Annotated in this window: 19 protein-coding genes and 1 pseudogene; 7 read left to right on the top strand and 13 right to left on the bottom strand. The window is 70.9% G+C overall.

What is annotated here, in order from left to right; translation table 11 throughout:
• Positions 1 to 26 precede the first annotated feature (26 nt).
• On the bottom strand, positions 27 to 623 hold the full coding sequence (locus tag ACFY9I_RS01245) for a dihydrofolate reductase family protein (RefSeq protein ID WP_390994912.1): 597 nt from the start codon (positions 621 to 623) through the stop codon (positions 27 to 29).
• Between the two features lie 179 nt (positions 624 to 802).
• The gene (locus tag ACFY9I_RS01250; protein ID WP_390994914.1) at positions 803 to 2512 is read right to left on the bottom strand and encodes a glycoside hydrolase family 6 protein; all 1710 of its coding nucleotides are present in this window, start codon (positions 2510 to 2512) and stop codon (positions 803 to 805) included.
• Between the two features lie 378 nt (positions 2513 to 2890).
• Here ACFY9I_RS01250 and ACFY9I_RS01255 point away from each other — a divergent pair, with 378 nt between their 5' ends.
• From ACFY9I_RS01255 to ACFY9I_RS01265, 3 genes are all read left to right on the top strand, one after another.
• Positions 2891 to 5806: a glycoside hydrolase family 48 protein gene (locus ACFY9I_RS01255; protein ID WP_390994917.1), complete on the top strand. Its 2916-nt coding sequence runs from the start codon at positions 2891 to 2893 to the stop codon at positions 5804 to 5806.
• Between the two features lie 141 nt (positions 5807 to 5947).
• Entirely contained in the window at positions 5948 to 8617 is a 2670-nt protein-coding gene (locus ACFY9I_RS01260) for a cellulose binding domain-containing protein (protein ID WP_390994920.1), read from the top strand.
• A 163-nt stretch (positions 8618 to 8780) separates the two neighbouring features.
• Positions 8781 to 9689 carry an endonuclease/exonuclease/phosphatase family protein gene (locus ACFY9I_RS01265; protein WP_390994923.1) on the top strand — a complete coding sequence of 303 codons (909 nt, stop codon included), beginning with the start codon at positions 8781 to 8783 and terminating at the stop codon, positions 9687 to 9689.
• A gap of 15 nt (positions 9690 to 9704) precedes the next feature.
• Here ACFY9I_RS01265 and ACFY9I_RS01270 read toward each other — a convergent pair whose 3' ends face one another.
• From ACFY9I_RS01270 to ACFY9I_RS01280, 3 genes are all read right to left on the bottom strand, one after another.
• Positions 9705 to 10445, bottom strand: coding sequence for a methyltransferase domain-containing protein (locus ACFY9I_RS01270; protein ID WP_390994925.1), 741 nt, complete (start codon positions 10443 to 10445; stop codon positions 9705 to 9707).
• 5 nt (positions 10446 to 10450) lie between these two features.
• Complete coding sequence (locus ACFY9I_RS01275; RefSeq protein WP_390994927.1) at positions 10451 to 10756, bottom strand: 4a-hydroxytetrahydrobiopterin dehydratase; 306 nt, start codon at positions 10754 to 10756, stop codon at positions 10451 to 10453.
• A 156-nt stretch (positions 10757 to 10912) separates the two neighbouring features.
• Positions 10913 to 11980, bottom strand: a complete 1068-nt coding sequence (locus ACFY9I_RS01280; protein ID WP_390994929.1) for an ADP-ribosylglycohydrolase family protein — start codon at positions 11978 to 11980, stop codon at positions 10913 to 10915.
• Positions 11981 to 12016: 36 nt separating this feature from the next.
• On the opposite strand from ACFY9I_RS01280, the gene ACFY9I_RS01285 reads away from it, so the two are divergent.
• A complete protein-coding gene (locus ACFY9I_RS01285; protein WP_390994930.1) occupies positions 12017 to 12862 on the top strand; it encodes a helix-turn-helix domain-containing protein in 846 nt (281 codons plus the stop codon).
• Positions 12863 to 12887: 25 nt separating this feature from the next.
• Here ACFY9I_RS01285 and ACFY9I_RS01290 read toward each other — a convergent pair whose 3' ends face one another.
• The gene (locus ACFY9I_RS01290; protein WP_390994933.1) at positions 12888 to 13304 is read right to left on the bottom strand and encodes a hypothetical protein; all 417 of its coding nucleotides are present in this window, start codon (positions 13302 to 13304) and stop codon (positions 12888 to 12890) included.
• Positions 13305 to 13611: 307 nt separating this feature from the next.
• Between ACFY9I_RS01290 and ACFY9I_RS01295 the strand changes: the two genes are divergently transcribed.
• On the top strand, positions 13612 to 14475 hold the full coding sequence (locus ACFY9I_RS01295; RefSeq protein WP_390994936.1) for a Scr1 family TA system antitoxin-like transcriptional regulator: 864 nt from the start codon (positions 13612 to 13614) through the stop codon (positions 14473 to 14475).
• 45 nt (positions 14476 to 14520) lie between these two features.
• Here the strand turns inward: ACFY9I_RS01295 and dnaK are convergent, their stop codons facing one another.
• The 5 genes and pseudogenes from dnaK to ACFY9I_RS01320 all read right to left on the bottom strand — a co-directional run bounded on the left by dnaK (position 14521) and on the right by ACFY9I_RS01320 (position 20220).
• Positions 14521 to 16380, bottom strand: coding sequence for a molecular chaperone DnaK (dnaK, locus tag ACFY9I_RS01300; protein WP_390994938.1), 1860 nt, complete (start codon positions 16378 to 16380; stop codon positions 14521 to 14523).
• Positions 16381 to 16473: 93 nt separating this feature from the next.
• Complete coding sequence (locus ACFY9I_RS01305; protein ID WP_390994941.1) at positions 16474 to 16899, bottom strand: OsmC family peroxiredoxin; 426 nt, start codon at positions 16897 to 16899, stop codon at positions 16474 to 16476.
• A gap of 77 nt (positions 16900 to 16976) precedes the next feature.
• A pseudogene (locus tag ACFY9I_RS01310) lies at positions 16977 to 17283 on the bottom strand (hypothetical protein); the annotation flags it as partial.
• 31 nt (positions 17284 to 17314) lie between these two features.
• Complete coding sequence (locus ACFY9I_RS01315; protein WP_390994944.1) at positions 17315 to 19474, bottom strand: alkaline phosphatase family protein; 2160 nt, start codon at positions 19472 to 19474, stop codon at positions 17315 to 17317.
• 260 nt (positions 19475 to 19734) lie between these two features.
• The gene (locus ACFY9I_RS01320; protein WP_390994947.1) at positions 19735 to 20220 is read right to left on the bottom strand and encodes a hypothetical protein; all 486 of its coding nucleotides are present in this window, start codon (positions 20218 to 20220) and stop codon (positions 19735 to 19737) included.
• A gap of 84 nt (positions 20221 to 20304) precedes the next feature.
• On the opposite strand from ACFY9I_RS01320, the gene ACFY9I_RS01325 reads away from it, so the two are divergent.
• Both ACFY9I_RS01325 and ACFY9I_RS01330 read left to right on the top strand, forming a co-directional pair.
• Entirely contained in the window at positions 20305 to 21078 is a 774-nt protein-coding gene (locus tag ACFY9I_RS01325) for an MBL fold metallo-hydrolase (RefSeq protein WP_390994949.1), read from the top strand.
• 118 nt (positions 21079 to 21196) lie between these two features.
• Entirely contained in the window at positions 21197 to 21808 is a 612-nt protein-coding gene (locus ACFY9I_RS01330) for a VTT domain-containing protein (RefSeq protein WP_390994951.1), read from the top strand.
• Between the two features lie 177 nt (positions 21809 to 21985).
• On the opposite strand, the gene ACFY9I_RS01335 is transcribed toward ACFY9I_RS01330, so the two are convergent.
• Both ACFY9I_RS01335 and ACFY9I_RS01340 read right to left on the bottom strand, forming a co-directional pair.
• A complete protein-coding gene (locus tag ACFY9I_RS01335) occupies positions 21986 to 23110 on the bottom strand; it encodes an MBL fold metallo-hydrolase (RefSeq protein WP_390994953.1) in 1125 nt (374 codons plus the stop codon).
• A 239-nt stretch (positions 23111 to 23349) separates the two neighbouring features.
• Entirely contained in the window at positions 23350 to 24567 is a 1218-nt protein-coding gene (locus tag ACFY9I_RS01340) for an aminotransferase class I/II-fold pyridoxal phosphate-dependent enzyme (protein ID WP_390994956.1), read from the bottom strand.
• Between the last annotated feature and the right edge of the window lie 114 nt (positions 24568 to 24681).

Raw genomic sequence — 24681 nt, forward strand, 5'->3', positions numbered from 1 at the left:
CGTATCGGCAACACCCGGGTGCCGATTCAGTCCTTCTCCGCCACCCGGTAGGCGCACACGTTCACACCCGCGCCACTGGTGGTCGCGGAGACCAGCTCCAGGGTGTGCTTGGCGCCGTCGCCGGGGAAGATCGTCTTTCCGCCACCGAGGAGCACCGGCATCACGATCAGCACGAGTTCGTCGGCGAGCCCTTCGCTCAGCAGGGTGCGGGCGAGAGTCGGGCTGCCCATGACCAGCAGGTCGCCCCCGGGGGTGTCCCGCAGCTCACGGATGCGGGCGACGGCCTCCCCGCCCGCGATGAGCGTGGTGTTCTCCCAGGTCAGCTCGGACTCGGCGAGCGTGGCGGACACGACGTACTTGCGAATGGCGTTCATCCGGTCGGCGAAGGGGTCGCCCGCCCGGTCGGGCCACGCCCCGGCCATCGCCTTCCAGGTGCGGCGCCCGTACAGCAGCGCGTCGGCCTTCCCCAGCGCGCCGTCCCAGGCCCCGCCCACGACCTCCGGGTCGAAGAACGGGTGCGTCCAGCCGCCATGGGCGAACCCGCCCTCGGTGTCCTCCTCGGGGCCGCCGGGCGCCTGCACGACACCGTCCAGGCTCATGAACTCGCAGATCACGATGCGCATGGGTGTTTCTCCCTCGTACGTTCTCGGGCTGTACGGCGATGGAGACCGCCACCCCGCCCGGAACTCATCGCTTTCCCCCTCTCCGTCATCGTGACGTGGCTCACATGGACGTGCCACCGGTCCGCCAGGGGGCGGGGAAGCGTGACTGCCCCCTGGCGGACCTGTTCACCCGAGCGGACTCACAGCGCGGGGTAGGCGTTCCGCATCAGCTCCTGGAACTGGGCGGAGAACCAGTGCCCGGAGAGCGGCGCGTTCGCCAGGGCACCGGACATGTTGAAGTTGTTCCGCGCGTTGCCCGTGTACGTCGGGTCGCACATGCGGTCGAAGCCCTTGCCCTCATCGTTCGGGATGACGGAGCTGGCCCCGTCGGACTCCCCCGGCGGCTTCATCCACACATAGGCGTCGATTCCCGCAGCCGGGGCGGCCTTCGGACGCTCGCCGAGACCGGCACCGGACTGGTTGCACCAGTTACCGGTGTTGAAGCGGCGGTCGTAGCGCCCGCCGTCGACGTACGTGTCGACACTGGTCGTCGCGCCCGGTCCGGTGGGCCGTGCGGTGCCGCCCCACCCGTTGCGGGAGGTGTCGATCAGCATGCCGATGTTGGAGTTGAAGCCCGCCGAGACCAGCTGGTTGCGGAAGGCCTGGGCGAAGGACAGCTCGTCGACGTAGCGGTTCCAGTCGACCCACTTCGACTCGCGGACCGACTTGCCGGCCACGGTGTCGTTGATGGTGAAGTTGTTCTCCTTCAGCGCGCTGTAGTTCGCCGTGTTGGTGATGAAGCCGTGGACGTCGTTGACCGTGGCACCCTCGGCCGTCGCAGCCTCCTTCATGATGGCGGCGGAGGGGGCGAAGTTGTCGTCCCAGCCGAGCCAGCCGTGGTGGCCGGCGTCGACGTAGTTGTAGACGTTGGCGACGTCGCCCAACTTGTTGAGCGCGTAGCCGACGCCCTTGACGTAGTTGCCGTTGGCCTTCATCACATCGCACTGCGGCACGGCCGTCGGACGGCTGCCGGTGTTGGTGACGAGGTTGGGCAGCGAGTCGATCTCGACCGTGGTGACGATCCGCAGCGAGGCGTACTTGGGGTCGCCGAGGATCGTCTTGATCGGGTCGATGTACTGCGTCTTGTACTTGTCGATCTCCGTCGGACCCAGTTCGCCGTTGGAGGCGAGGGCCGAGCAGTCACGGCCGGGCAGGTTGTAGATCACGAGTTGGACGACGAGCTCGCCCGAGCCCTTCTGCCGCAGCGCCTCGTCGAGGTGGGCCCGCAGGCCCATCTTGCCGCCGGTGCCCGCGATGGCGGCGGTGCGGTCCAGCCACACACCCGTGGGCTGGTTGGAGATCCGGCTGCCGCCCGGCTCGGCGGCGGCGTTCGCGGACCATTCCGGGTTCACGTACACCTTGGCGTCGGCGTAGGGGTTGTCCACCCTCGTGCCGGGCGTACCCGGGCCGGGGCCGGGGCCGCTACCGCCGTCGTCGACGTTGCAGGTCACGCCGTCGAGCGTGAAGGTCGCAGGGAGCGCGTTGCTGCCGCTGTAGGAGGCCTGGAAGCCGAAGCTGACCGAACCGCCGGTGCCCAGCGCGCCGTTGTACGTCTCGTTGGCGGCGGTCACCGACGTACCGCTCTGGGTGATCCGGGAGTTCCAGCCGCTGGTGACCTGCTGGTTGCCCGCGTACGACCACTTCAAGGCCCACGAGGACTTCGCGGCGCTGTTGTTGGTGATGGTGACGGCGGCGGTGAAGCCGGTGGACCACTGGTTCTGCACCTTGTAGTCGACCGTGCAGGGGACGGCCTTGGCACCGACGTCGTCGGGCACGGCGGCCACCGCGGTCCCGGCGGCACCGGCGACCAGCGCCAACGCCGCGAGGAGTGCTGTTCTGGTACGGCTCATGAGTGCGGGTTTCCTCTTCCGTAGTGGGGTGTACGAGGAGGAGTCGTCACGCTGTCGCCGAGGCGAGTAAAAGACCTGAACGCTGGGGGTGTTCTTCGAGCGTCTCTCACAGCCCGGACGCGCCTGCGACGAACGCGTCGACTGATGGAACCGCTCCCACTGGTGCTGGTGAAGGTAGCGCCAAGTCACGGTAAAAGACAGAGGTGTTGCGTTATCGCGCCGAACGAATCTTTTCTCCCTGATCGAATCTTTTCGACTCTTCAAATGCCTTGACCCCTTGCCCCCTCCTCCTCAATATGGGAGCGCTCCCACTGGTTCAAGGCTTGTTGTTGCTGCTCCGCCCCCACCTTCGTAAGAGCCGCAGGAAGGAACCAGAGCATGCACCCCAGAAGGAGACGCCGTACCACGCGGCGCCTGTGGACCGCCGTGGTCGCGGCGCTCGCCCTCCCCTTGACGATGATCGGTACGGGTTCGACTCCCGCCAGCGCGGCGGCAGTGGCCTGCAACGTCGACTACAAGACCAGCGACTGGGGCTCGGGTTTCACCGCCGAGCTCACGATCAGCAACCGGGGTACGGAGGCCATCAGCGGCTGGACCCTGACGTACGACTACGCGGGCAACCAGACGCTCACCAACGGCTGGAGCGGCACCTGGTCGCAGTCGGGCAAGAGCGTGACGGCCCGCAACGCGTCCTGGAACGGCACGATCGCCGTAGGGGCCGCGGTCACGACCGGGGCCCAGTTCACCTACAGCGGCACGAACGCCGCCCCGACCAACTTCGCGATCAACGGCACCGCGTGCGTCGGCGCACATCAACCCCCGATCACGGTACTGACCAGCCCGGCGCCGGGCGCGGTGTACTCGCAGGGCACGGCCGTGCCCATGGCGGCCACCGCCGCCGCCGCGGACAACGCGACGATCACCAAGGTCGAGTTCTACGACGACACCACGCTGCTGGGCACGGACACCAGCTCGCCGTACACCTTCTCGGCCACCGGGTTGTCCGTGGGCAGCCACTCGCTGGTGGCCAAGGCGTACGACAGCCTGGGCGCGTCGGCGAACTCCACACCGGTCGGCATCACGGTCGCCTCGGGTCCCGCCGTGGTGGTCTCGCCGACCCAACTGGGCGTTCGCCAGGGCCAGTCGGGCACGTACGACGTGAAACTTTCGACACAGCCGTCGGGCAATGTGACGGTGACGACCGCGCGGGCGTCCGGCAACAACGGGCTGTCGGTGACGGGCGGCGGGTCGCTGACCTTCACGCCGTCGAACTGGAACACCGCCCAGAAGGTGACCATCGGCGCCAACGCCTCCGGCACCGGGTCGGCGGTCTTCGACTCGACGGCCACCGGTCACGCCAAGGCGTCGGTGACCGTGACCCAACTGGCCGCGTCCAGCGAGTACGACGAGCGGTTCCTGGAGCTCTACGGCAAGATCACCAACCCGGCGAACGGCTACTTCTCCCCCGAAGGCATCCCGTACCACTCGGTGGAGACGCTGATCGTCGAGGCGCCGGACCACGGTCATGAGACCACCTCGGAGGCGTACAGCTACCTCCTGTGGCTGCAGGCCATGTACGGCAAGGTGACGGGCGACTGGTCCAAGTTCAACGGCGCCTGGGAGATCATGGAGAAGTACATGATCCCGACCAAGGCCGACCAGCCGACCAACTCCTTCTACACGGCGAACAAGCCGGCGACGTACGCCCCCGAACACGACACCCCGAACGAGTACCCGGCGCAGTTGAACACCGGTGTCTCGGTCGGTTCGGACCCCATCGCCGCCGAGCTGAAGAGCGCGCACGGCACGGACGACATCTACGGCATGCACTGGCTGCAGGACGTCGACAACGTGTACGGCTACGGCAACTCGCCCGGCAAGTGCGAGGCGGGACCGACCGACACCGGCCCGTCGTACATCAACACCTTCCAGCGCGGGTCCCAGGAGTCGGTGTGGGAGACCATCCCGCAGCCCACCTGCGACCAGTTCAAGTACGGCGGCAGGAACGGGTATCTGGACCTGTTCACCCGTGACGCCTCGTACGCGAAGCAGTGGAAGTTCACCAATGCCCCGGACGCCGACGCGCGTGCCGTGCAGGCCGCGTACTGGGCGGACGTCTGGGCCAAGCAGCAGGGCAAGGGCGGTGACGTCTCCGCGACCATCGGCAAGGCCGCGAAGATGGGTGACTACCTGCGCTACGCGATGTACGACAAGTACTTCAAGAAGATCGGGAACTGTGTGGGGCCGACCAGCTGTCCCGCGGGCACCGGCAAGGACTCGTCCCACTACCTGCTCAACTGGTACTACGCGTGGGGCGGCGCCACCGACACCAACGCCGGCTGGGCCTGGCGCATCGGCTCCAGCCACACGCACGGCGGCTACCAGAACCCGCTCGCCGCGTACGCCCTCGCCAACTACGCCCCGCTGAAGCCCAAGTCGGCGACCGGGCAGGCGGACTGGGCCAAGTCCCTCGACCGGCAGATCGAGTTCTACCGCTGGCTGCAGTCCGACGAGGGCGGCATCGCGGGCGGCGCCACCAACAGCTGGGCGGGGCGGTACGCCACGCCTCCGGCCGGGACGCCGACCTTCTACGGCATGTTCTACGACGAGAAGCCTGTGTACCACGACCCGCCGTCCAACCAGTGGTTCGGCTTCCAGGCGTGGTCCATGGAGCGGGTCGCCGAGTACTACCAGCAGACGGGCAACGCCGCGGCGAAGACCGTGCTGGACAAGTGGGTCGACTGGGCGCTGTCCAAGACGACGATCAATCCCGACGGGACGTACCGGATTCCCTCCACGCTCCAGTGGTCCGGCGCCCCGAACACCTGGAACCCCTCCAGCCCCGGCTCCAACAGCGGGCTGCACGTCACCGTCGCCGACTACACCGACGACGTGGGGGTGGCCGCCGCGTACGCCAAGACACTGACCTACTACGCGGACCGCTCCGGTGACGCCGACGCGGCCCGGGTCGCCAAGGCGCTGCTCGACGGCATGTGGGAGCACCACCAGGACGGGCTCGGCGTCGCCGTACCGGAGACGCGTGCGGACTACAACCGGTTCGACGACCGGGTGTACGTACCGAGCGGGTGGACCGGGACGATGCCGAACGGTGACGCGATCAACTCTTCGTCGACGTTCGAGTCGATCCGGTCCTTCTACGAGGACGATCCGGCGTGGTCGAAGATCGAGGCGTATCTGGCCGGTGGGGCCGCGCCGTCGTTCACGTATCACCGGTTCTGGGCTCAGGCCGACATCGCCTTGGCCATGGGTTCGTACGCGGAGTTGCTGGAATAGCTCCGGGTCGTAGGTCGCAGGTCGGCTGCGGGAAGTCCGTGGCTGGTCGCGCAGTTCCCCGCGCCCCTCAGGGGCGCGGGTGCTGTGCTCTCTCAGAGAACTTCGCGCCTTTCCCCCCACCCTTCCGGAGAGGACCCCACCGTGCGAAGAACGCGCATCCTCACCACCGTCCTGGCCCTCGCGGCCGGGCTGCTCGCGGGATCCTCACCCGCGATCGGCGCCGAGCAGGCCGACAGGAACGACAAGTCCGTCTCCGTCGCCGCCGACACCTACACCTGGAAGAACGCCCGGATCGACGGCGGCGGTTTCGTTCCCGGCATCGTCTTCAACCGCAAGGAGCGGAACCTCGCGTACGCCCGTACCGACATCGGTGGGGCCTATCGCTGGGTGGAGTCGTCGAAGACCTGGACCCCGCTGCTCGACTCCGTCGGGTGGGACAACTGGGGGCACACCGGCGTCGTGAGCCTCGCCTCCGACTCCGTCGATCCGAACAAGGTGTATGTGGCGGCCGGGACGTACACCAACAGCTGGGACCCGGGGAACGGGGCGATCCTCCGGTCGTCCGACCGGGGTGCGAGCTGGCAGAAGACCAACCTGCCGTTCAAGCTGGGCGGCAACATGCCCGGCCGGGGCATGGGTGAGCGTCTGGTCGTCGATCCGAACAAGAACAGCGTGCTGTACCTGGGGGCGCCCAGCGGCAAGGGGCTGTGGCGATCGACGGACTCGGGAGTCACCTGGTCGCAGGTGGCGAACTTCCCGAACGTCGGCAACTACGTGGCGGACCCGTCCGACACCAGTGGGTACTCCAGCGACAACCAGGGCATCGTGTGGGTCACCTTCGACGAGTCGACGGGCACGTCCGGGAACGCGACCAGGACCCTCTACGTCGGGGTCGCCGACAAGGACAACGCGGTGTACCGGTCGACGGACGCGGGCGCGACCTGGTCGCGGGTGGCCGGACAGCCGACCGGTTATCTGGCCCACAAGGGCGTCCTCGACGCCTCGAACGGCTATCTCTACCTGTCGTACAGCGACAAGGGCGGGCCGTACGACGGCGGCAAGGGGCAACTGTGGCGGTACGCGACCGCCACCGGTGCCTGGACGAACATCAGCCCGGTGGCGGAGGCCGACACGTACTACGGCTTCAGCGGGCTGACCGTGGACCGGCAGCGGCCCGGCACGGTCATGGCGACGGCGTACAGCTCCTGGTGGCCGGACACGCAGATCTTCCGCTCGACGGACAGCGGCGCCACCTGGACCAAGGCGTGGGACTACACGTCGTATCCGAACCGCGCGAACCGCTACACGATGGATGTGTCGTCGTCCCCGTGGCTGACCTGGGGCGCCAATCCGTCGCCCCCCGAGCAGACCCCCAAACTCGGCTGGATGACCGAGGCGTTGGAGATCGACCCGTTCGACTCCGACCGGATGATGTACGGGACCGGTGCGACGATCTACGGCACCGAGAACCTGGGGAACTGGGACTCCGGAAGCCAGTTCACCATCAAGCCGATGGTGCGGGGGCTGGAGGAGACGGCCGTCAACGACCTGGCCTCTCCCCCGTCCGGTGCCCCGCTGCTGAGCGCGCTCGGTGACATCGGCGGCTTCCGGCACACGGATCTGACGAAGGTGCCGTCGATGATGTTCACCCAGCCGAACTTCACGACGACCACCAGCCTGGACTACGCCGAGTCCAACCCGAACACGGTCGTCCGGGTCGGCAACCTCGACTCGGGCCCGCACATCGCCTTCTCCACGGACAACGGCGCCAACTGGTTCGCGGGCACCGACCCGTCGGGCGTGAGCGGCGGCGGTACGGTCGCGGCGGCCTCGGACGGCAGCCGGTTCGTGTGGAGCCCGGCCGGCACGGGCGTGCGGTACACGACCGGGTTCGGCACCTCGTGGTCGGTGTCGAGCGGTATCCCGGCCGACGCGATCGTCGAGTCCGACCGCGTGGACCCGAAGACCTTCTACGGGTTCAAGTCCGGGAAGTTCTACGTCAGTACGGACGGGGGGGCCACCTTCACCGCGTCGAACGCGACCGGTCTGCCGAGCGGTGACAGCGTGCGGTTCAAGGCGCTGCCCGGCGGGAAGGGCGATGTCTGGCTGGCGGGTGGCGCGACCGACGGGGCGTACGGTCTGTGGCACTCGACGGACAGTGGCGCCACCTGGACCAAGCTCTCGGGCGTCGAGCAGGCCGACACCATCGGCTTCGGCAAGGCGGCGGCCGGCGCCTCGTACCAGACCCTCTACACCAGCGCCAAGATCGGCGGTGTGCGCGGCATCTTCCGCTCGACGGACAAGGGCGCGTCCTGGACGCGGATCAACGACGACGCCCATCAGTGGGGCTGGACCGGTGCCGCGATCACGGGTGACCCGCGCGTGTACGGGCGGGTCTACGTCTCGACGAACGGGCGCGGGGTCATCTACGGCGACTCCTCCGACACCGGCGGCGGAGGCGGCGGCACGGATCCCGACCCCGAGCCGGCGGGCCCGTGTGCGGTGACGTACACGATCACCAACCAGTGGTCCGGCGGCTTCCAGGCCGATGTGAAGCTCGCCAACACGGGCACGAGCGCGTGGACCGGCTGGTCCCTCGGCTGGACCTTCCCGAACGGCCAGAGCATCGCCCAGCTCTGGAACGCCGACCACACGCAGTCCGGGTCGGCGGTCACGGCCAGGAACATCGGCTGGAACGGCAAGGTGGCGGCGGGTTCGTCGGTGAGTTTCGGCTTCACCGGAAGCTGGTCGGGGACCAACGCGAAACCGACCGCGTTCAGACTCGGTGACCAGTCCTGCTCGGTGACCTGATACCCCGGGCAGGACGGGACGAGGGCGCACGTCCGGGTCGGGCGTGCGCCCTCGACGAGTCGCGTACACCTCGATATACCGACATGTTCATGACTAGCATGGAAAGCCGTTCCACCCTGTTGTGCGCACGACTCGTCCGGAAGCCGCCGCAGAAGGAGCCCCCGTGCCGAACCACAGCCGAGTCACGCGTCGCCTCAGCCTGCGGACCGCCCTTGCCGCGGCGGTCCTGCTGCCCCTGACCCGCACCGGAATCTCCGCCCAGCCCTCCGCCGCGACGGAGGAAGTCGCCGACGTCCCTCTCGACACCATGTCGTTCAACCTGCGCTACGCGAGCACGACCCGGCCCAACAGCTGGGCCGTGCGCAGACCGGTGATGCGGGCACTGCTGCGGCAGGAGGCACCGCATGTCATCGGCACCCAGGAAGGCCTGCACCGGCAACTGCTCGACATCGAGGCCGACCTCGGACCGGACTACCGCTGGATCGGCACCGGACGGGCGGGCGGCAACCGCGACGAGTTCATGGCGGTCTTCTACGACACCCGACGCCTCGCGCCCGTCGAGCACCAGCACTTCTGGCTCTCCGACACCCCGGAGGTGCCCGGGTCGAACACCTGGGGCGGCGGCTCCATCCGGATGGTCACCTGGGTCCGGTTCCGCGATCTGCGGGACGGCGGCGGACAGTTCTACGTCCTCAACACCCACCTCGACAACGCCAGTCAGTACGCCCGCGAGCGTGCCGCGACCCTGATCGCCCAGCGCGTCGCCGGGTTCGACCGGTCGCTCCCCCTCGTCGTCACCGGCGACTTCAATGTGGCGGCGCACAGGAACAAGGTCTACGACACGATGCTGGGCGCCGGACTCGTCGACACCTGGGACACGGCGGCCGAGCGCGGCGACCTCTACGCCACGTTCCACGGCTACCGCCCGCTGACACCGGGCGGGGACCGCATCGACTGGATCCTGACCACCCCGGGCGTCACGGTACACCGGGCGGCCATCAACACGTTCGCGTCCGGCGGTCAGTTCCCCAGCGACCATCTGCCGGTGCAGGCGTCGCTGACGCTGGGCTGAGGGTGCCACCGGAACTCAGGCCTTGCGGAACGCCCGCAGGGTGAACTCCGGGTCGGGGCGCGGCCGGTCCTGGTCCGGCAGGGCCGCGAGCCGGACCGCGAAGTCGTCGGCGAGCGGGTCACCGGGCGGGAGCGCGACGAACCAGCCGCGGCGCAGGTCGGTGAGGGTTCGGCGAGGGCTGCGGCCCTGGCCGCGTCCTGGGAAACGGGCCTGCCCGGCGGGACGCAGACCGTGTGCGTAGGCGTACTTCTCCACGGCCGCGACGGTGTCCATGACCGGGGTCCGGGGACGCGGGGCGAGGACGGCGTCGATGTCGCTGCCCACGTTGTGGGAGGCGGCCTTGTCGACGGTGGTGACGTAGACACCGCCGGGGCGGAGCACACGGGCGCATTCGCCGACGACGGTCCGTACGTCCTCGGGGCGGTCGAGCAGATGCAGCAGCCACACGCTGGTCACGGCGTCGAACTCCCCCTCACGGAAGGGGAGTCGACGCCCGTCGGCGATCACGACCGAGCCGGGGAGCCGGGCGGCGGCACGGCTCGCCATCGCCTGGGTGAGGTCGAGACCGGTGACCCTCATCCCGTCCCGCGCGGCCGCGAACCTCCGGGTCACGATCCCGGTACCGCAGGCGATGTCCAGCAGGTTCCGGGTGCCCTCGGGTACGAGGCCGAGCACCGCGCGGGCGGCGGCCTCGGCACGGGGCTCTCCGCCCCGCAGGGCGTCGTAGTCGCCGGCCTCCTTGTCGTAGTCCAGCACCCGCCTCAGCTCGCCCCGTGGCCGGGCGCGAGCGCCTCCACCATGCGGGCCAGCTCGAAGTCCTTCTCGGTGACGGCGCCACCCGCGCTGTGCGTGGTGATCGTCAGGGAAACCGTGTTGTAGCCGAGGGTGAGGTCGGAGTGGTGATCCAGCTCCTCCTGCGTCTGGGCGATGTGCACCACCAGCGCGGTCGCCGCGAAGTGCGAGCCCAGCCGGTAGGAACGGGCGATCCGGTCCCCGTCCAGCGACCAACCGGGCAGCTCCGCCAGCCGCTCCTCGATCTCCTTCTGCGACAAGGGTTCGACGGGCATGACCCACTCCTTCCGTGGCGTCCCCTCCGTGACGTGCGGTCCTACTCAGCCTGCCACAGCCGGGCCGCCGGGTCCCTGGTACGGAAGAGGGGGCGGGCGCCCGCGGGGTGCCCGCTCCCGGGTCCGTCCACGGGTGACTCGTGCGGGCCGCGTCACTCAGACCCGTACGCACTCCGCCGCGAAGTCGTCCGCGAGGACGGCGATCTCGGCGCGGCCCTCCGTCGCCGCCAGCCACTCCTGGGGCAGACCATGGTCGCCGTAGTGGGCGCCGAGGAGGTTGCCGCAGATGGAGCCGGTGGAGTCACTGTCGCCCGAGTGGTTGACGGCGAGCAGCAGCGCCTCGGTGACACTGTGTGTGGCCAGGGCGCAGTACACACCCATGGCGAGGGCCTCCTCGGCGACCCAGCCGGCGCCGAGGGACTCGACCTTCTCGGCCGTAGGCGCGCCCTCGTCGGCCAGGTCGAGGGCGCGGGTGAGGGCGAGCGTGGTCTCCTCGTGGCCCGGGTGGCGGGCGAGCAGCCGCAGTGCCCGGAGAACGGCGCCCTCCAGGGAGTCGTCGGCCACCAGGTACGTGACGATCGCGGCGAGGGCTCCGGCGGCGTAATAGCCGGTGGGGTGGCCGTGGGTCATCCGGGCGCCCTGGACGGCCCGCTCGAACGCGGTCCCGGCCGGGACGCGGGCCAGGCCGAAGGGGGCCGAGCGCATGACCGTGCCACAGCCCTTGGAGTCCGGATTGACGGGGCCGGGCCGCCCCGGCGGGACGGCCGGTTCCGGTTGGTACGGCTGGGCGAGGCCGGACAGACAGGCGTTGCCGGGGGCGCGGCGGGCGTACAGCCAGGGGCGGGAGGCCAGGCCGGAGACGGCGCGCGGGTCGGGGCCGGGCTGCCGCTGGGTGTCGAGCCAGCGGCCGTAGGCGCCGCGGAGCAGGTCGGTCCAGGCGCCGTCGGCACCTTTGAGCCGTTCGTGCTCATGGGCCTGGTGGAGTCCCTCGACGGTGAAGAGGGTCATCTGCGTGTCGTCGCTGACCCGTCCCACGGCACCCCCGCCGTCCGGCACCAGCCCGGTCACTCCGCGCTCGCCGTGGGCGGAGCGTATGTGCGCCAGCGAGGAGAACTCGATCGGATAGCCGAGCGCGTCCCCGACCGCGCCGCCGAGCAGGCATCCTCGTACCCGTGCCCGGTAGACGGCCGTCGCCTCCCAGGACGGGTTCCACGGGTTGTACACCGGCCACTCCTCGATCGCCTCGGTTACGTTCTCCTCATGACCATTGTCCCGACCGGTTCCGTGGGCCGGTCCCCCACCCCTCCCGACCGGGGCGTGGGCCCGCTGCTACGGGCCTGGCGGGAGCAACGGCGGCTCAGCCAAATGGAGTTGGCGCTGCGCGCCGACTCCTCGGCGCGGCACATCAGCTTCGTCGAGACGGGCCGCTCCCGGCCGAGCGAGGACATGGTGCTGCGGCTCGCCGCGCACCTGGACGTGCCGGTACGGGAGCGCAACGCGCTGCTCCTCGCGGCCGGTTACGCCCCGCACTACCCGGAGACCCCGCTGGACGATCCGTCGATGGCCGCCCTGCGCGAGGGCATGGAGCGGCTGATCCAGGGTTACGAGCCGTATCCGGCGCTGGTGATGAACGCGACGTACGACGTCATGGCCGCCAACCGGGGCATCACCATGCTGCTCGACGGTGTCCCCGAGTCATTGCTTCTGCCGCCGCTGAACGCGATGCGGCTGACCCTTCACCCCGAGGGCATGGCACCGCGCATCCGGAACCTGCGCGCCTGGCGCGGGCACCTGCTGGAGCAGATGGAACGCCAGGTCGCGCTGCGCCGCTCGGAGCCGCTGCGGGCGCTGTACGAGGAGGTGGCCGCGTACCCGCTGCCGCCGGGCACGCCCGACGAGGAACCGGGCGCGGGGCTCGGCGCCGGGGCGACCGCCTACTTCGCCCTGCCGATGCGGATCGAGCACGAAGGGCGGGTGCTCTCCTTCATCTCCTCCGTGTCCACCTTCAACACCCCCATGGACGTGACCGTCGCCGAGCTGGCCATCGAGACGTTCCTCCCGGCCGACCCGGCGACGGTCAAGTACCTGCACTCCCTGCTGACCTGACGGGCTCCCGGCTCCCGGCTCCCGGTCAGTGCGCGCAGGCGCGCAGGGCGGCGTACTGGACCGCCGCGAACCCGCCCACCGTCAGCGCCTGGAGCAGCGTCCACACCGTGCCCGCGGTGCTCGGCGTCAGCCACAGCACGAGGGCGACGAGGCTGAGGACGGACCAGGCGAGGTTGGCCTCGATCACGGCCCGTACCGGCGACGCGGGCGGGCGCTCACGCGAGGCCAGCAGCCCGACGGCCGTCGCGTACACCGCGAAGAACCCGCCGAGGGCGACCAGCAGTCCCGGGCCGACACCGAGGAAGCGGCCGAGCGGCCCGGCGGCGAGGAGGTAGGCGAGCCCGTTCGCCCCGGTCACCAGGGCGTCCGCGGCCAGGAAGCGGCGCAGCATGGTCCGGGGGTCGGTCGTGCGGGCGAGAACGGCGAACTGGGTGGTGGGCATGGCGCATCACTCTCCGTCGAGGCGAGAGGAACGGGGGCGAGAAGGCCTGGGTGCCGGGCCGGAGTGCGCCGGACCGGCACCAGGTGCCTCACTCACTCTGGCGTGCGGGCCGTCGGGAGGTCGATTACCTCGGAGGTCATGGCACCCCGTAGCCTGTGGGGTCGTCGTGGCGGCGGCCGGCCGGGATCGACGCGTCGAACCGTCCGGGCGACCGGCCCGCGGGGCGTCGCGTTCCGGGCGACCCCGTGAGATGTCCACCGGAACATGACAGACTGGTCGTGTATCTCGGCGCATGGGGAGGCGTGGCGTGAGTGAGCGGCGGGCCGCGCCCACCGTGGGCCAGGTGGTGCTCGGAAGACGACTCCAGGAACTGCGGGAGGCCGCCGGGCTCAAGCGCGAGGAGGCGGCACGCGTCCTGCGGGTCGCCCCGGCGACGGTACGGCGCATGGAGACGGCCGACGTCGCGCTCAAAATCCCGTACGTGCAGGTCCTGCTGACGACGTACGGCGTCGCGGAGCACGATGTCGCCGCGTTCGTGACGCTGGTGGAGGAGGCCAACAAGCCGGGGTGGTGGCAGCGGTTCCATGATGTGCTGCCCGACTGGTTCAGCCTGTACGTCAGCCTCGAGGGGGCGGCGCATCTGATCCGGCAGTACGAGCCGCACTTCGTGCCGGGGATGTTGCAGACCGAGGAATACGCGCGGGCCGTGATGGAGGCAGGGACGGTCGGGCAGACGGGTTCCGAGGCGATCGAACGCCATGTGTCACTGCGGATGGCGCGGCAGAAGCTGCTCACCCAGGAGAGACATCCACACCTGTGGGTCATCATGGACGAGACGGCTCTGGCGCGGCCGGTGAGCATCCGCTCCCAGGTGATGCGCGACCAGATCGACCGGCTCCTGGAGATCACCGAGAACGACCACGTCATCCTGCAGGTCTGCGCGTTCGCGAGCGGCCCCCACCCGGGCACCTACGCCCCCTTCTCCCTCTTCCGCTTCGCGGAACCGGAGCTCCCGGACATGGTCTACACCGAATACCTCACCGGTGCCCTCTACCTCGACTCCCGTGTCGAGGTAGCCGCCCACCTCGAAGTCCTCGACCACATGGCCGCGCACGCGGCGTCCACCGAGGAGACGAAGGAGATCCTGGAGCGGTACCGGGACAAGTACTGACGGGAGCGAGGCGCTCGTCTCGCGGGGTCTCGCCGCCCTCGAGGCCTACGCCGCTCCTCCCTTCGCGCCCTTCTCGTCGTCCACGATCTCCGCGTCGACCACGCCCTCCTCCTCGGCGGGGCCGGGCGGCGGCTCGTCGGTCGAGGCACCGGCCGCGGACGACGCGTACATGGCCTGGCCCATGCGCTGGCTGACGGTGGCCAGGTTCTCGGTGGCGGTGCGCAGGGCGGCGGTGTCCTCCGGGGTCTCCAGACGCTGTTTCACGTCGGCGATCGCGGACTCCACCTCGTCACGGCTGTCGGCGGGGACGCGTTCTGTGTTGTCGCGGAGGAACTTCTCGGTCTGGTAGACGAGTTGCTCCGCCTGGTTGCGGGTCTCGGCGGCCTCCCGGCGCCGGCGGTCCTCGTCGGCGTACTGCTCGGCCTCCCGCATCATCCGGTCGATGTCGTCCTTGGGGAGGGCGGATCCCCCGGTGACGGTCATCTTCTGTTCGCGGCCGGTGGCCAGGTCCTTCGCCGAGACGTGCATGATCCCGTCCGCGTCGATGTCGAAGGCGACCTCGATCTGCGGGACGCCTCGGGGCGAGGGCGGCAGCCCGGTGAGGTCGAAGACGCCCAGCTTCTTGTTGTACGCGGCGATCTCGCGTTCACCCTGGTACACCTGGATGCCGACCGACGGCTGGTTGTCGACCGCCGTCGTGAAGATCTCCGCACGGCGGGTGGGGATCGTCGTGTTGCGCTCGATGAGCCTGGTCATGATGCCGCCCTTGGTCTCGATGCCCAGGGACAGCGGGGTGACGTCGAGCAGCAGCACGTCCTTGACGTCGCCGCGGATGACGCCCGCCTGGAGCGCGGCGCCGACGGCCACCACCTCGTCGGGGTTCACTCCCTTGTGCGGGTCCTTGCCGGTGAGTTCCTTCACCAGGTCGGTCACGGCGGGCATCCGCGTCGAGCCCCCGACCAGGATGACATGGTCGATCGCGGCCAGCTTGACCCCGGCGTCCTTGACGGCCTGGTGGAACGGTGTCCTGCAGCGGTCCAGCAGGTCGGCCGTCAGCTCCTGGAACCGCGTCCGGGTCAGTTTCTCGTCCAGGTGCAGCGGGCCCTCCGCGGAGGCGGTGATGTAGGGCAGGTTGATGCTCGTCTCGGAGGAGCTGGACAGTTCGATCTTGGCTTTCTCAGCGCCTTCGCGCAGCCGCTGGATCGCCATCTTGTCGTTGCCGAGGTCGATGCCGTACTGCCCCTGGAAGCGTTTCACGAGGTGCTCGACGACCCGCTGGTCCCAGTCGTCGCCCCCGAGGTGCGTGTCACCGTTGGTGGCCTTGACCTCGATGACGCCGTCGCCGATCTCCAGGAGGGAGACGTCGAAGGTGCCGCCGCCGAGGTCGAAGACCAGGACGGTCTGCTCCTCGCCCCGGTCCAGGCCGTAGGCGAGGGCCGCGGCCGTGGGCTCGTTGATGATCCGCAGGACCTTCAGGCCCGCGATCTCCCCCGCTTCCTTGGTGGCCTGCCGCTGGGCGTCGTCGAAGTACGCCGGCACGGTGATGACGGCGTCGGTGACGTCCTCACCGAGGTACGACTCGGTGTCCCGCTTCAGCTTCTGCAGGACGCGCGCGGACAGCTCCTGGGCCCGGTAGCGGGTGCCGTCCACCGAGCCCCGTTCGGGGAACCGCCAACTCCCGTCCCCCATGTGCCGTTTGACGGAGCGGGCGGTGCGCTCCACGTTGGTCACGGTCTGCCGCTTGGCGACCTCACCCACGAGGACCTCGCCGTTCTTGGCGAAGGCCACCACGGACGGTGTCGTCCGCCCACCCTCCGCGTTGGCCACGACGGTGGACTCGCCGCCCTCCAGCACGGCCACCACCGAGTTCGTCGTCCCGAGATCGATCCCGACCGCACGCCCCATCGCCGTCCCCTTCCTCAAGGTTCCGCCGGATGCCCCCCTCACCAGCACAAAACTTGAGCGGGCTCTTGTCAATGGGGCGTGCGAAGCGGTACGTCAGGCCAGCTCGGCCGTCAGCGTGATGGTCGTGCCGGTCAGGGCCTGGCTGACCGGGCAGTTCTTCTTGGCGCCCTCGGCCGCCTCCTGGAAGCCGGCCGCGTCGAGGCCGGGGACCTCGCCGCGGACGGTGATGTGGATGCCGGTGATGCCCTCGCCGGGCTGGAAGGTCACGTCGGCCTTGGTCTCCAGCCGGGTGGGCGGGGTGCCCGCGCCGGTGAGACCGTGGGAGAGGGCCATGGAGAAGCAGCTGGAGTGGGCGGCCGCGATCAGCTCCTCGGGGCTGGTCTTGCCGTTCGCCTGCTCCGCGCGCGACGGCCACGACACCGGCTGCGAACCGATGCCGGAGGAGTCGAAGGTGACGGTGCCGCTGCCCTTGAGAAGCTCGCCTTCCCAGACCGTGTGTGCGGTGCGCGTGGTTGCCACGATGAGTCCTTTCTGAGGGGGTCCCGTTGCCGGGTTCCGTTGGCCCGTATTCGATCACATCCCGGTGCCTTCGGCGCTCACCGCACCCTGAACACCGGCTCCCCGTACGGTGAACGGCAGGCGAGCGCCTTGCGGGATCAGATACGCGTGCGCACGCCGCGCCCTCGGCACATCGCACCAGCCGTCGGTAATGACGAGGACCGGCGCGCCCGGCGGGAAGTCGTCCGCGCGGTGCGGCAGGTCGACGCCCGGCTGCGGTTCCGTACCGCCGCGTCCGCGTGCCCGCGCCCGTCCGGCGATCTCGGTGACCGGCAGGTACCCCGCGTCGTGCGGGGCCGCGTCGCAGAAGACGACCCGCGCGGCCGGTACGTCGCGGGCCGCCGCCTAGCGCAGCCGGTCTTCGTGGGGCGGGTGCCTATGCGTCCGCCGGGTTCTGTTCGTGGGCGGGCGCGGGTTCGTCGTGGCCGGTCGCGCGGGTCCCCGCGCCCCTGAGGGTTGCGCTCTCGTGGTCCAGAGGTACTTGGGGGCCGTTCGATTCCCGCAGCCATCGCCTCAGCACCCGGTGGACATGCTCCGCCCCGACCAGATCCTCGTCCTCCTCCACCGGCTCGGAGAGGGCCAGCGGAGACATCAGGAAGGGGCGGGACTGGCAGCCGCCGAGACCGCCGTGGGAGCCGATCTGTTCCTCGAAGGCGAGGACCTCGCCCTCGGCGGGGTCGTACCAGGAGTTGACCATGATGTCGGCGGTGTGCGGGAAGCCGTGCGTGCGGCGTACGGCGTCGGCGGTGCCCGGTCCGAAGTCGGCGAGGGGGCCGGGAAGTTCGTCGCTCAGCTCCTCGATCGGGATCTCCGCGCCGTGCGCGCCGAGGACGACACCGCCGTGCTCCTCGCTGCGGACGAGGACGAAGCCGATGCCGGGGTGGTTGGCGAGCGTGGAGAGCAGGGCCGGGTGCCGGGCGTCGATCTCCTCGCGGCTCATCCGGTGGGGGACGTCCGGGAAGGAGACGAGGCCGAGGTTGCCGGAGGCGAGGACGATCGGCTCGGAGCGACGCGTCGGCCGGTGCTCCTCGATGCCCTCCTCGACGGGGATGCGCAGCGCCGCCCGTACCGCGGCCCTGGCCTCGGCGCCGCTGTGGGTGCGCTGGGCGCGGCGCGGTACGGGCAGGCCGCAGCCGGCGCGGACCAGGTCGCCGAGGGTGAGGCCGAAGCGGCCGAGGAAGGTCTCGCCGGGGCTCTGGCCGTGGTCGGAGAGGAGCACGATCCGGTAGGCGCGCGGGGCGTGTTCGGCGACCTGGGCGATCAACGCGAGGGAACGGTCGAGGCGTTCGAGGATCTTCGCGGCGTCCCGGCTGTGCGGGCCGGAGTGGTGGGCGACCTCGTCGTAGGCCACCAGGTCCGCGTAGATCGCCGCGCGGCCCGCGAGCATGTCCCCGATGACCGCGGCGACGACGACGTCGCGCTCGACGACGGTCGCGAAGGCGCGGATGAACGGGTAGAGACCGCCGCGCTTGACGCGGGGCCGCTGCTCGGCGAACCGGGCGCGCGTGGACTGGCCGATCTCCCGCAGGACGTCGGCGGCGAAGGACATGGCGGTGCGGACGGCGTTGGCGGGGTCGGAGAAGTAGGCGAAGTACCCGGCGCGGGACCGGTTCCGCCGCCCCCGGCGGGCCGCGATCGACAGGACGAGCGCGAGCTGCTCGGCGCCGCCGCTGAAGAGGTTGCCCCGGCTGGCGCCGTCGACGGTGAGCAGACCGCCGTCCCCGGTGCGGTCGATGGCCCGGCGCTGCAGTTCGGCTGCGCTGGAGGGCCGATTGCAGACCATCACCTCCCGGGTGTCTTTCTCGTACCAGCGGAAGGCCGGCACGTCGTGGTTGGTGCCGTGCAGGATGCCGAGCTGGCTGGCGCCGGTCTGGCTGGGCCAGTCGGTGCGCCAGGGGGTGAGCCGGTGGGTCGGCCGGGGCCTCGGGGTCTCGTCCGCCGACCGGCCCAGCCAGCCGGCCACGGTGGGCATCAGGCCCTTCTCGGTCGCCGCCTCCAGTACGTCGTGGCCCACGCCGTCGAGCTGGAGGAAGACGGTGCCGGGTCCGGCGGGCCCCGGTACCCCGTCGGACCGTCTGCGGCGGCGGTCGGCCAGACGGTACAGGCGGCGCCGGTACGCGTCGTCGTCCCGGACGGCGAGGGCGCCGCCGGTGGCGGAGGCGACGGCGGACATCACGGCGGCGACCACCACGGCGGTCTCGGGTGCCGCCTCGCCCTGCCCGAAGGGACTGATCCGCAGGGCGAGAAGGAGCAGGGAGCCGTTGAGGAAGAAGACGAGCAGACCGAGGACGAGGGCGGGTACGAGCAGCAACGCCCGCACCAGCAGCGGCCACACCAGTGAGGAGAGCAGACCGAACGCGCCGGCGCCCAGGGCAGCGGTCACGCCGATCCGGGTGGCGCTCTCGCCGGACGCGGACTGCAGCCGGAAGTCGGGCAGCGCGCCCGCGAGCGCCAGCATCGTCAGCGTGGACACCGCCCATACGGTGAGCATCCGCCAGATCCCGCTGAGCACCCTCCGCCAACGACCACCGTCCACGCCGGCCACCTCACGTCCCGTTCGTGCGCCCAGACTGTCACACGGGGTGGGGGCGCCGGGGTGGCATTTCGGGGTGGCACGGGGGCAGGAACGGGGTACGGCCCGGCAAGGGTTCGGGAGTCCCGGTGAACGGCGGGGCGGCGCAAGGAGGACCTCGGCCCGGCCGAGGACCGCCTCACCTCCGGGACACTTCCCCGGGTCGTGTGTGGCTGATCGCCCGGTGGCCCGCGCCCCTGCGGGGCGCGTCACCCCGCTTGCGCTCAGCGGCCGTCGTAGCCCGCTGTCGGCATCGACAGGCGGCGGTGCACCTGGGCCTTCATCTGGGCGTCGTAGGCGGGTTCGGCGTGACCGACGGTTTCCACGCGGATGCCTCGGCGGGCGCATTCGGCGGTGAAGTCGTCGACGGAGGCGAGTGCGCCTTCGAGGACGCGGCGGCTGGGGGCGACGAAGAGGTCGACGAGACCGGCGTCGGCGTCGGCCCACAGGGCGCCGTGGTCGGGGCGCAGCCCGCGGACGAGCAGTTCGCGCGTCACCACATAGCCGCGCTCGGCGGCCCAGCGGGCGCACATGGCGTGCTGGCTGCGGGAGTCGACCAGGAAGGGATCCGCCTCCAGTTCCTCCAGCGGCGTCAGGCTCGCTATGGCCGTGACCCGCACCACGGCGGTGCGACCGGCCGCCCCACCCCCACGAGCCGCATCCGGGCATGCCGTGCCGGAGACGGCGCCCTTGTCTCCCTTGTCTCCCATGGTGTCCCCCTCACCTCCGGGTTCAGCCGCAGACCCTACTCCAGCCCGTAGGCTCGGGGGAGTAGCGCGAAGGAGGCGAACGGAGTGCCGGTGGAGATCACCTGGTGGGGTCACGCGACCTGCACCGTGGAGGACTCGGGCACGCGCGTGCTCACCGACCCCCTTTTCACGCGCCGGCTCGCGCATCTGCGCAGGCGCCGTGGTGCGCCTCCCCCGCCGGAGGCGGCGGTCGCGGATGTGGCACTGGTGTCGCATCTGCACGCCGACCATCTGCATGTCCCGTCGCTGGCCCGGCTAGCGCCGGGTACGCGGCTGGTGGTGCCGAGGGGCGCGTCGCGGCAGGTGCCGGGGCTGCGCAAACTGGCACACCTACGGCTCTGCGAGGTGGCGCCCGGGGACGAGGTCAGGGTCCATGACCTGGTCGTACGTGCCGTGCCCGCCCGGCACGACGGGCGGCGGCTGCCGGTCGGACCGCATCGTTCGCCGGCGCTCGGCTTCGTCGTCGAGGGCTGCGCGCGGACCTACTTCGCCGGGGACACCGGGCTGTTCGAGTCGATGGCCAAGGAGGTGGGACCGGTCGATGTGGCGCTGCTGCCGGTCGGCGGCTGGGGGCCTTACCTCGGGGAGGGGCATCTGGACGCGGGGCGCGCGGCCCAGGCGCTTGCGCTGCTCGCGCCCCGGAGCGCGGTGCCGGTGCACTACGGCACGTACTGGCCGATCGGAATGGACGCCGTGCGCCCCCATGAATTCCACGCCCCCGGCGAGGAGTTCGTACGTCTCGCCGCCGCACGCGCGCCCGACGTGGCCGTGCACCGACTGGGGCACGGGGAGAGCGTTCGGCCGGGGGTGACGCGATGAGACGTCCGTCGGCAGAGGCCGCGGCGGGAGCCGCCGCGGTCGCCGCGGTCGCCGCGGTCCCAGGGGTCCCAGCTGTCCCAGGGGTCCCAGCGGTCCCAGGGGTCTTGGAGGAGGCCCGGTGATCGTCCTGGCCACTGTGAGCACTGTGCCGTACGCGTCCACTCAGCAGGCGATCGGCTACCCCACGCTGTTTCTGCTGGTCCTGGTCGGGGCGCTGGTGCCGGTGGTGCCGACCGGGGCGCTGGTCAGTTCGGCGGCCGTGGTGGCGTTCCATCAGACGGCGCCGTTCTCACTGCTGCTGGTGTTCGTGGTGGCGTCGGTCGCCGCGTTCCTCGGGGACATCGCGCTGTACTGGCTGGGACGGCGAGGGATGGGCTCCAAGAACGGTTCGCGCTGGCTGGAGGCGCTCCGCCGCCGGGCTCCTGAGGACCGGCTGGCCCAGGCACAGGCGAAGCTCGACGACCACGGGGTGGCCGTGCTGGTGCTGTCCCGGCTGATGCCGGCCGGGCGCATTCCGGTGATGCTTGCCTGTCTGCTGGCGAAGATGCCGTTGCGGCGGTTCGCGCGGGGCAACCTTCCGGCGTGCCTGGCGTGGGCCGTGACGTATCAGTTGATCGGCATTCTGGGTGGGTCGTTGTTCAAGGAGCCGTGGGAAGGGGTGCTCGCGGCGGTCGTGTTGACGGTGCTGCTCAGTGTGGTGCCGAGTGTGTGGCGCCGGGTTGTCCGGTGAGGTCTCGCAGTGGCTTCGGGTGCGTCGCGGGCTACGGGTGCGTCGCGAGCCAAGGGCGCGTCGCGAGCCAAGGGCGCGTCGTGGTCTACGGCTGCGTCGTGGTCGTTCGCGCTGTTCCCCGCGCCCCTGAAGGGTGGGCTGTGCCCCCTTCAGGGGCGCGGGTGCGCCGCCGCCGGGTCAGTCCAGCACTCGGGAGCCGCCGATCGGCAGGTCCCACAGCTTCTCGCGCGGCAGTCCGGCCGTCTGCCAGGCCGTCCTCACCCTCCTCAAGGGTTCCAGGACCGGCTCCGCCGACAGGACGAACGTGGCCCAGTGCATGGGGGCCATACGGTGGGCGCCCAGGTCCTGGAAGGCGCGGACCGCTTCCTCCGGGTCGCAGTGGACGTCGCTGAGCCACCAGCGGGGGTCGTAGGCGCCGATCGGCAGGAGGGCGAGGTCGATGCCGGGGTAGCGGCGGCCGATGAGGGAGAACCAGTGGCCGTAGCCGGTGTCGCCGGCGAAGTAGAGGCGCTTGCCGTCGGGTGCGGTGAGTACCCAGCCGCCCCAGAGCGAGCGGCAGGTGTCGGTAAGCGTGCGCTTGGACCAGTGGTGGGCCGGCACGAAGTCGAAGCGGATGCCGTCGAGTTCGGCCGCCTCCCACCAGTCCAGCTCGGTGACCCGGCTGAAACGGCGCCGCCGGAACCAGCGGCCGAGCCCGGCGGGGACGAAGACCGCGGTGTCGTGCGGGAGTTCGGCCAGCGTGGGGGCGTCGAGGTGGTCGTAGTGGTTGTGGCTGATGACGACCGCGTCCACGCGGGGCAGGGCGTCCCAGGGGATGCCCACGGGGGTGATCCGGGCGGGGGTGCCGAGGATCCGGCGGGACCAGACGGGATCGGTGAGCACGGTGAGTCCGCCGATCCGCACCACCCAACTCGCGTGCCCGGCCCAGGAGACGGCGACGGTCCGGGTGTCCACCCGGGGCAACGGCCCCGGCTCGTACGGCAGTCGCGGGATGTCGGCGAGGCCGTCGGCTCCCGGCCGGACCGAACCTTCGCGGGCGAACCGGGCGAAGGCCTTCAGGCCGGGCAGGGGTGTGGTCAGCCGGTCGGCGAAGGATCGTGGCCAGCGGCGCCGCTCGCCGATGGGGCGGGGTTCGACGAGCGGCGGGGGCGTGAGGGGGTGGGCGAAGGCCGAATTGGACGGTGGCGTGACCGGTGGCATGACCGGTGGCGTGGACGCCGGATCGTCGGTGTCCTCAGCGGTCGTCGTGGTGGTGACCGATGAGGTTGTCGTCGAGGTGGTCGACTCGGACTGCTGCGTCATCGAGGAGTCTCCCGTCGCTGAGCGTCGTCACGGATCGTCGTCGCTGAGGATCGCCAAGGTCTCCGGAGGTCTCCGGAAGTCTCCGAGGCGGTGTCGGAGGCCGCTGGTGGCCGTGGTGGCCGGTGAGGCCCGTTGGGGCGTTGGGGTCATCGGGGGCGTTGGTGGGCGTCGTCGCTATGGGTCGTCCACGCGGACGTCGCCGAAGAGCGGCCGAAGCTTGCGGGAGCACGGAGCCCTCGTCATCGAAGATCCTCGAGTGCCGTGCCGAGGGCCCTCAACGCGCGCTCCACATGGGGCAGTTCCAGGGGGTCCGTCGCGGTGAGCACCCGCGCCCGCTCCGCGTCGGTGGCGCCGAGGAACGGGGCGGTGGACAGCCGGACGCGCAGCGCCCCGAGTTCGTCCCCGAACCGGTGCCCGCCCGGCGCGGGCATCCCGAGCCGGACGGTGAGGAAGTCCTCCGCCTCCTGGGCATCGCCGACACCGTGCGCGGCGAGCGCCGAACGCAGGGGGGCGAGGTCGGCGTACACATGCCGTCCGGCGCGCGGTGGCAGGGCGAACGCCCCGGCGGCGACCACGGCCCGGTGCACGGCGACGGCGACCCGCGCGTGCAGGCGTACGGTGGCCGCGAGCCGTTCGGTGACGGGGGCGGGCTCGTCGAGGGCGTAGGTGGCGGCCGCGGCGACCGGTGTGGCGACGCGGGCACCCAGCGCGGTGAGCACGTCGAGGACCCGGTCCCGCAGCCCCGCACCCGCCCCGTCGCCGGGGAAGCGGGCGACCGCCGCGGGCCAGCCGGGCGGCAGGAAGGGCCCGGCGAGGTCGGTGACGACGGTGACCCGGTCGGGCAGCATCTCGGCGGGGCTGAGCAGCACGGTGTCGTGCGGGTCGTGCAGGGTGTCGCGCCATGTCTCGTCGCTGACCAGGTACAGCCCCTCCCCCAGGGCCGCCTCCATCGCTTCGTGCATCAGTTCGGGCGGGGCCACGGTGGCGGTCGGGTCGTCCGCGACGCACAGGACGAGCAGCCGGGGATCACCGCCCTCGGCCCGGATCCTGCGCACGGTCTCCAGGAGCGCGTACGGGTCCGGCACGCCCCCGCATTCGGCGGGCGTGGCCACATGGAACACCGATCTGCCCAACGCTCTCGCCTGCGGCTCCCACCACGCGGCACACGGCCTGGGGAGCAGGACGTCACCGCCGATGGCGGCGGTCAGCGCGAGGAGCAGGGCGGGGGCACCGGGGGCCGCGACGGCCCTGTCCGGTGCGGTGGGCAGTCCGCGCCGGTCCCAGTAGCCGCATGCGGCGTCCAGGAGCGAGGAGGAGCCGCCGGGGGGTACGGCGTGGGAGTGGCCCGCCGCGGCGGAGAGGACGGCGGCCAGTTCGGGCAGGACGGGCAGTCCCTGAGCGGGAGGCGGCGGGCCGAAGCGGACTGGTCCGTGCCCTTCCGGATCCGTCCGCCGCATGTGTGCCTCCGCGCAGTCGTGTTGCGTTGTTCGGCGCTCCGCGCTCCGGGATGTCGTCGGCGCTCTCCCGTACCGCGGCTGTGCGCCGTGGTACCGCGGGAAGGCGCCGTACCC

The organism is Streptomyces sp. NPDC012510 (assembly GCF_042955065.1).
Classification (GTDB): Bacteria; Actinomycetota; Actinomycetes; order Streptomycetales; family Streptomycetaceae; genus Streptomyces.

Bases quoted from the DNA above. Each gene is read 5' to 3' on its own strand.
- ACFY9I_RS01245 (WP_390994912.1), bottom strand. From the start codon at position 623: ATGCGCATCGTGATCTGCGAGTTCATGAGCCTGGACGGTGTCGTGCAG.
- ACFY9I_RS01250 (WP_390994914.1), bottom strand. From the start codon at position 2,512: ATGAGCCGTACCAGAACAGCACTCCTCGCGGCGTTGGCGCTGGTCGCC.
- ACFY9I_RS01255 (WP_390994917.1), top strand. From the start codon at position 2,891: ATGCACCCCAGAAGGAGACGCCGTACCACGCGGCGCCTGTGGACCGCC.
- ACFY9I_RS01275 (WP_390994927.1), bottom strand. From the start codon at position 10,756: ATGCCCGTCGAACCCTTGTCGCAGAAGGAGATCGAGGAGCGGCTGGCG.
- ACFY9I_RS01285 (WP_390994930.1), top strand. From the start codon at position 12,017: ATGACCATTGTCCCGACCGGTTCCGTGGGCCGGTCCCCCACCCCTCCC.
- ACFY9I_RS01290 (WP_390994933.1), bottom strand. From the start codon at position 13,304: ATGCCCACCACCCAGTTCGCCGTTCTCGCCCGCACGACCGACCCCCGG.
- dnaK (WP_390994938.1), bottom strand. From the start codon at position 16,380: ATGGGGCGTGCGGTCGGGATCGATCTCGGGACGACGAACTCGGTGGTG.
- ACFY9I_RS01320 (WP_390994947.1), bottom strand. From the start codon at position 20,220: ATGGGAGACAAGGGAGACAAGGGCGCCGTCTCCGGCACGGCATGCCCG.
- ACFY9I_RS01335 (WP_390994953.1), bottom strand. From the start codon at position 23,110: ATGACGCAGCAGTCCGAGTCGACCACCTCGACGACAACCTCATCGGTC.
- ACFY9I_RS01340 (WP_390994956.1), bottom strand. From the start codon at position 24,567: ATGCGGCGGACGGATCCGGAAGGGCACGGACCAGTCCGCTTCGGCCCG.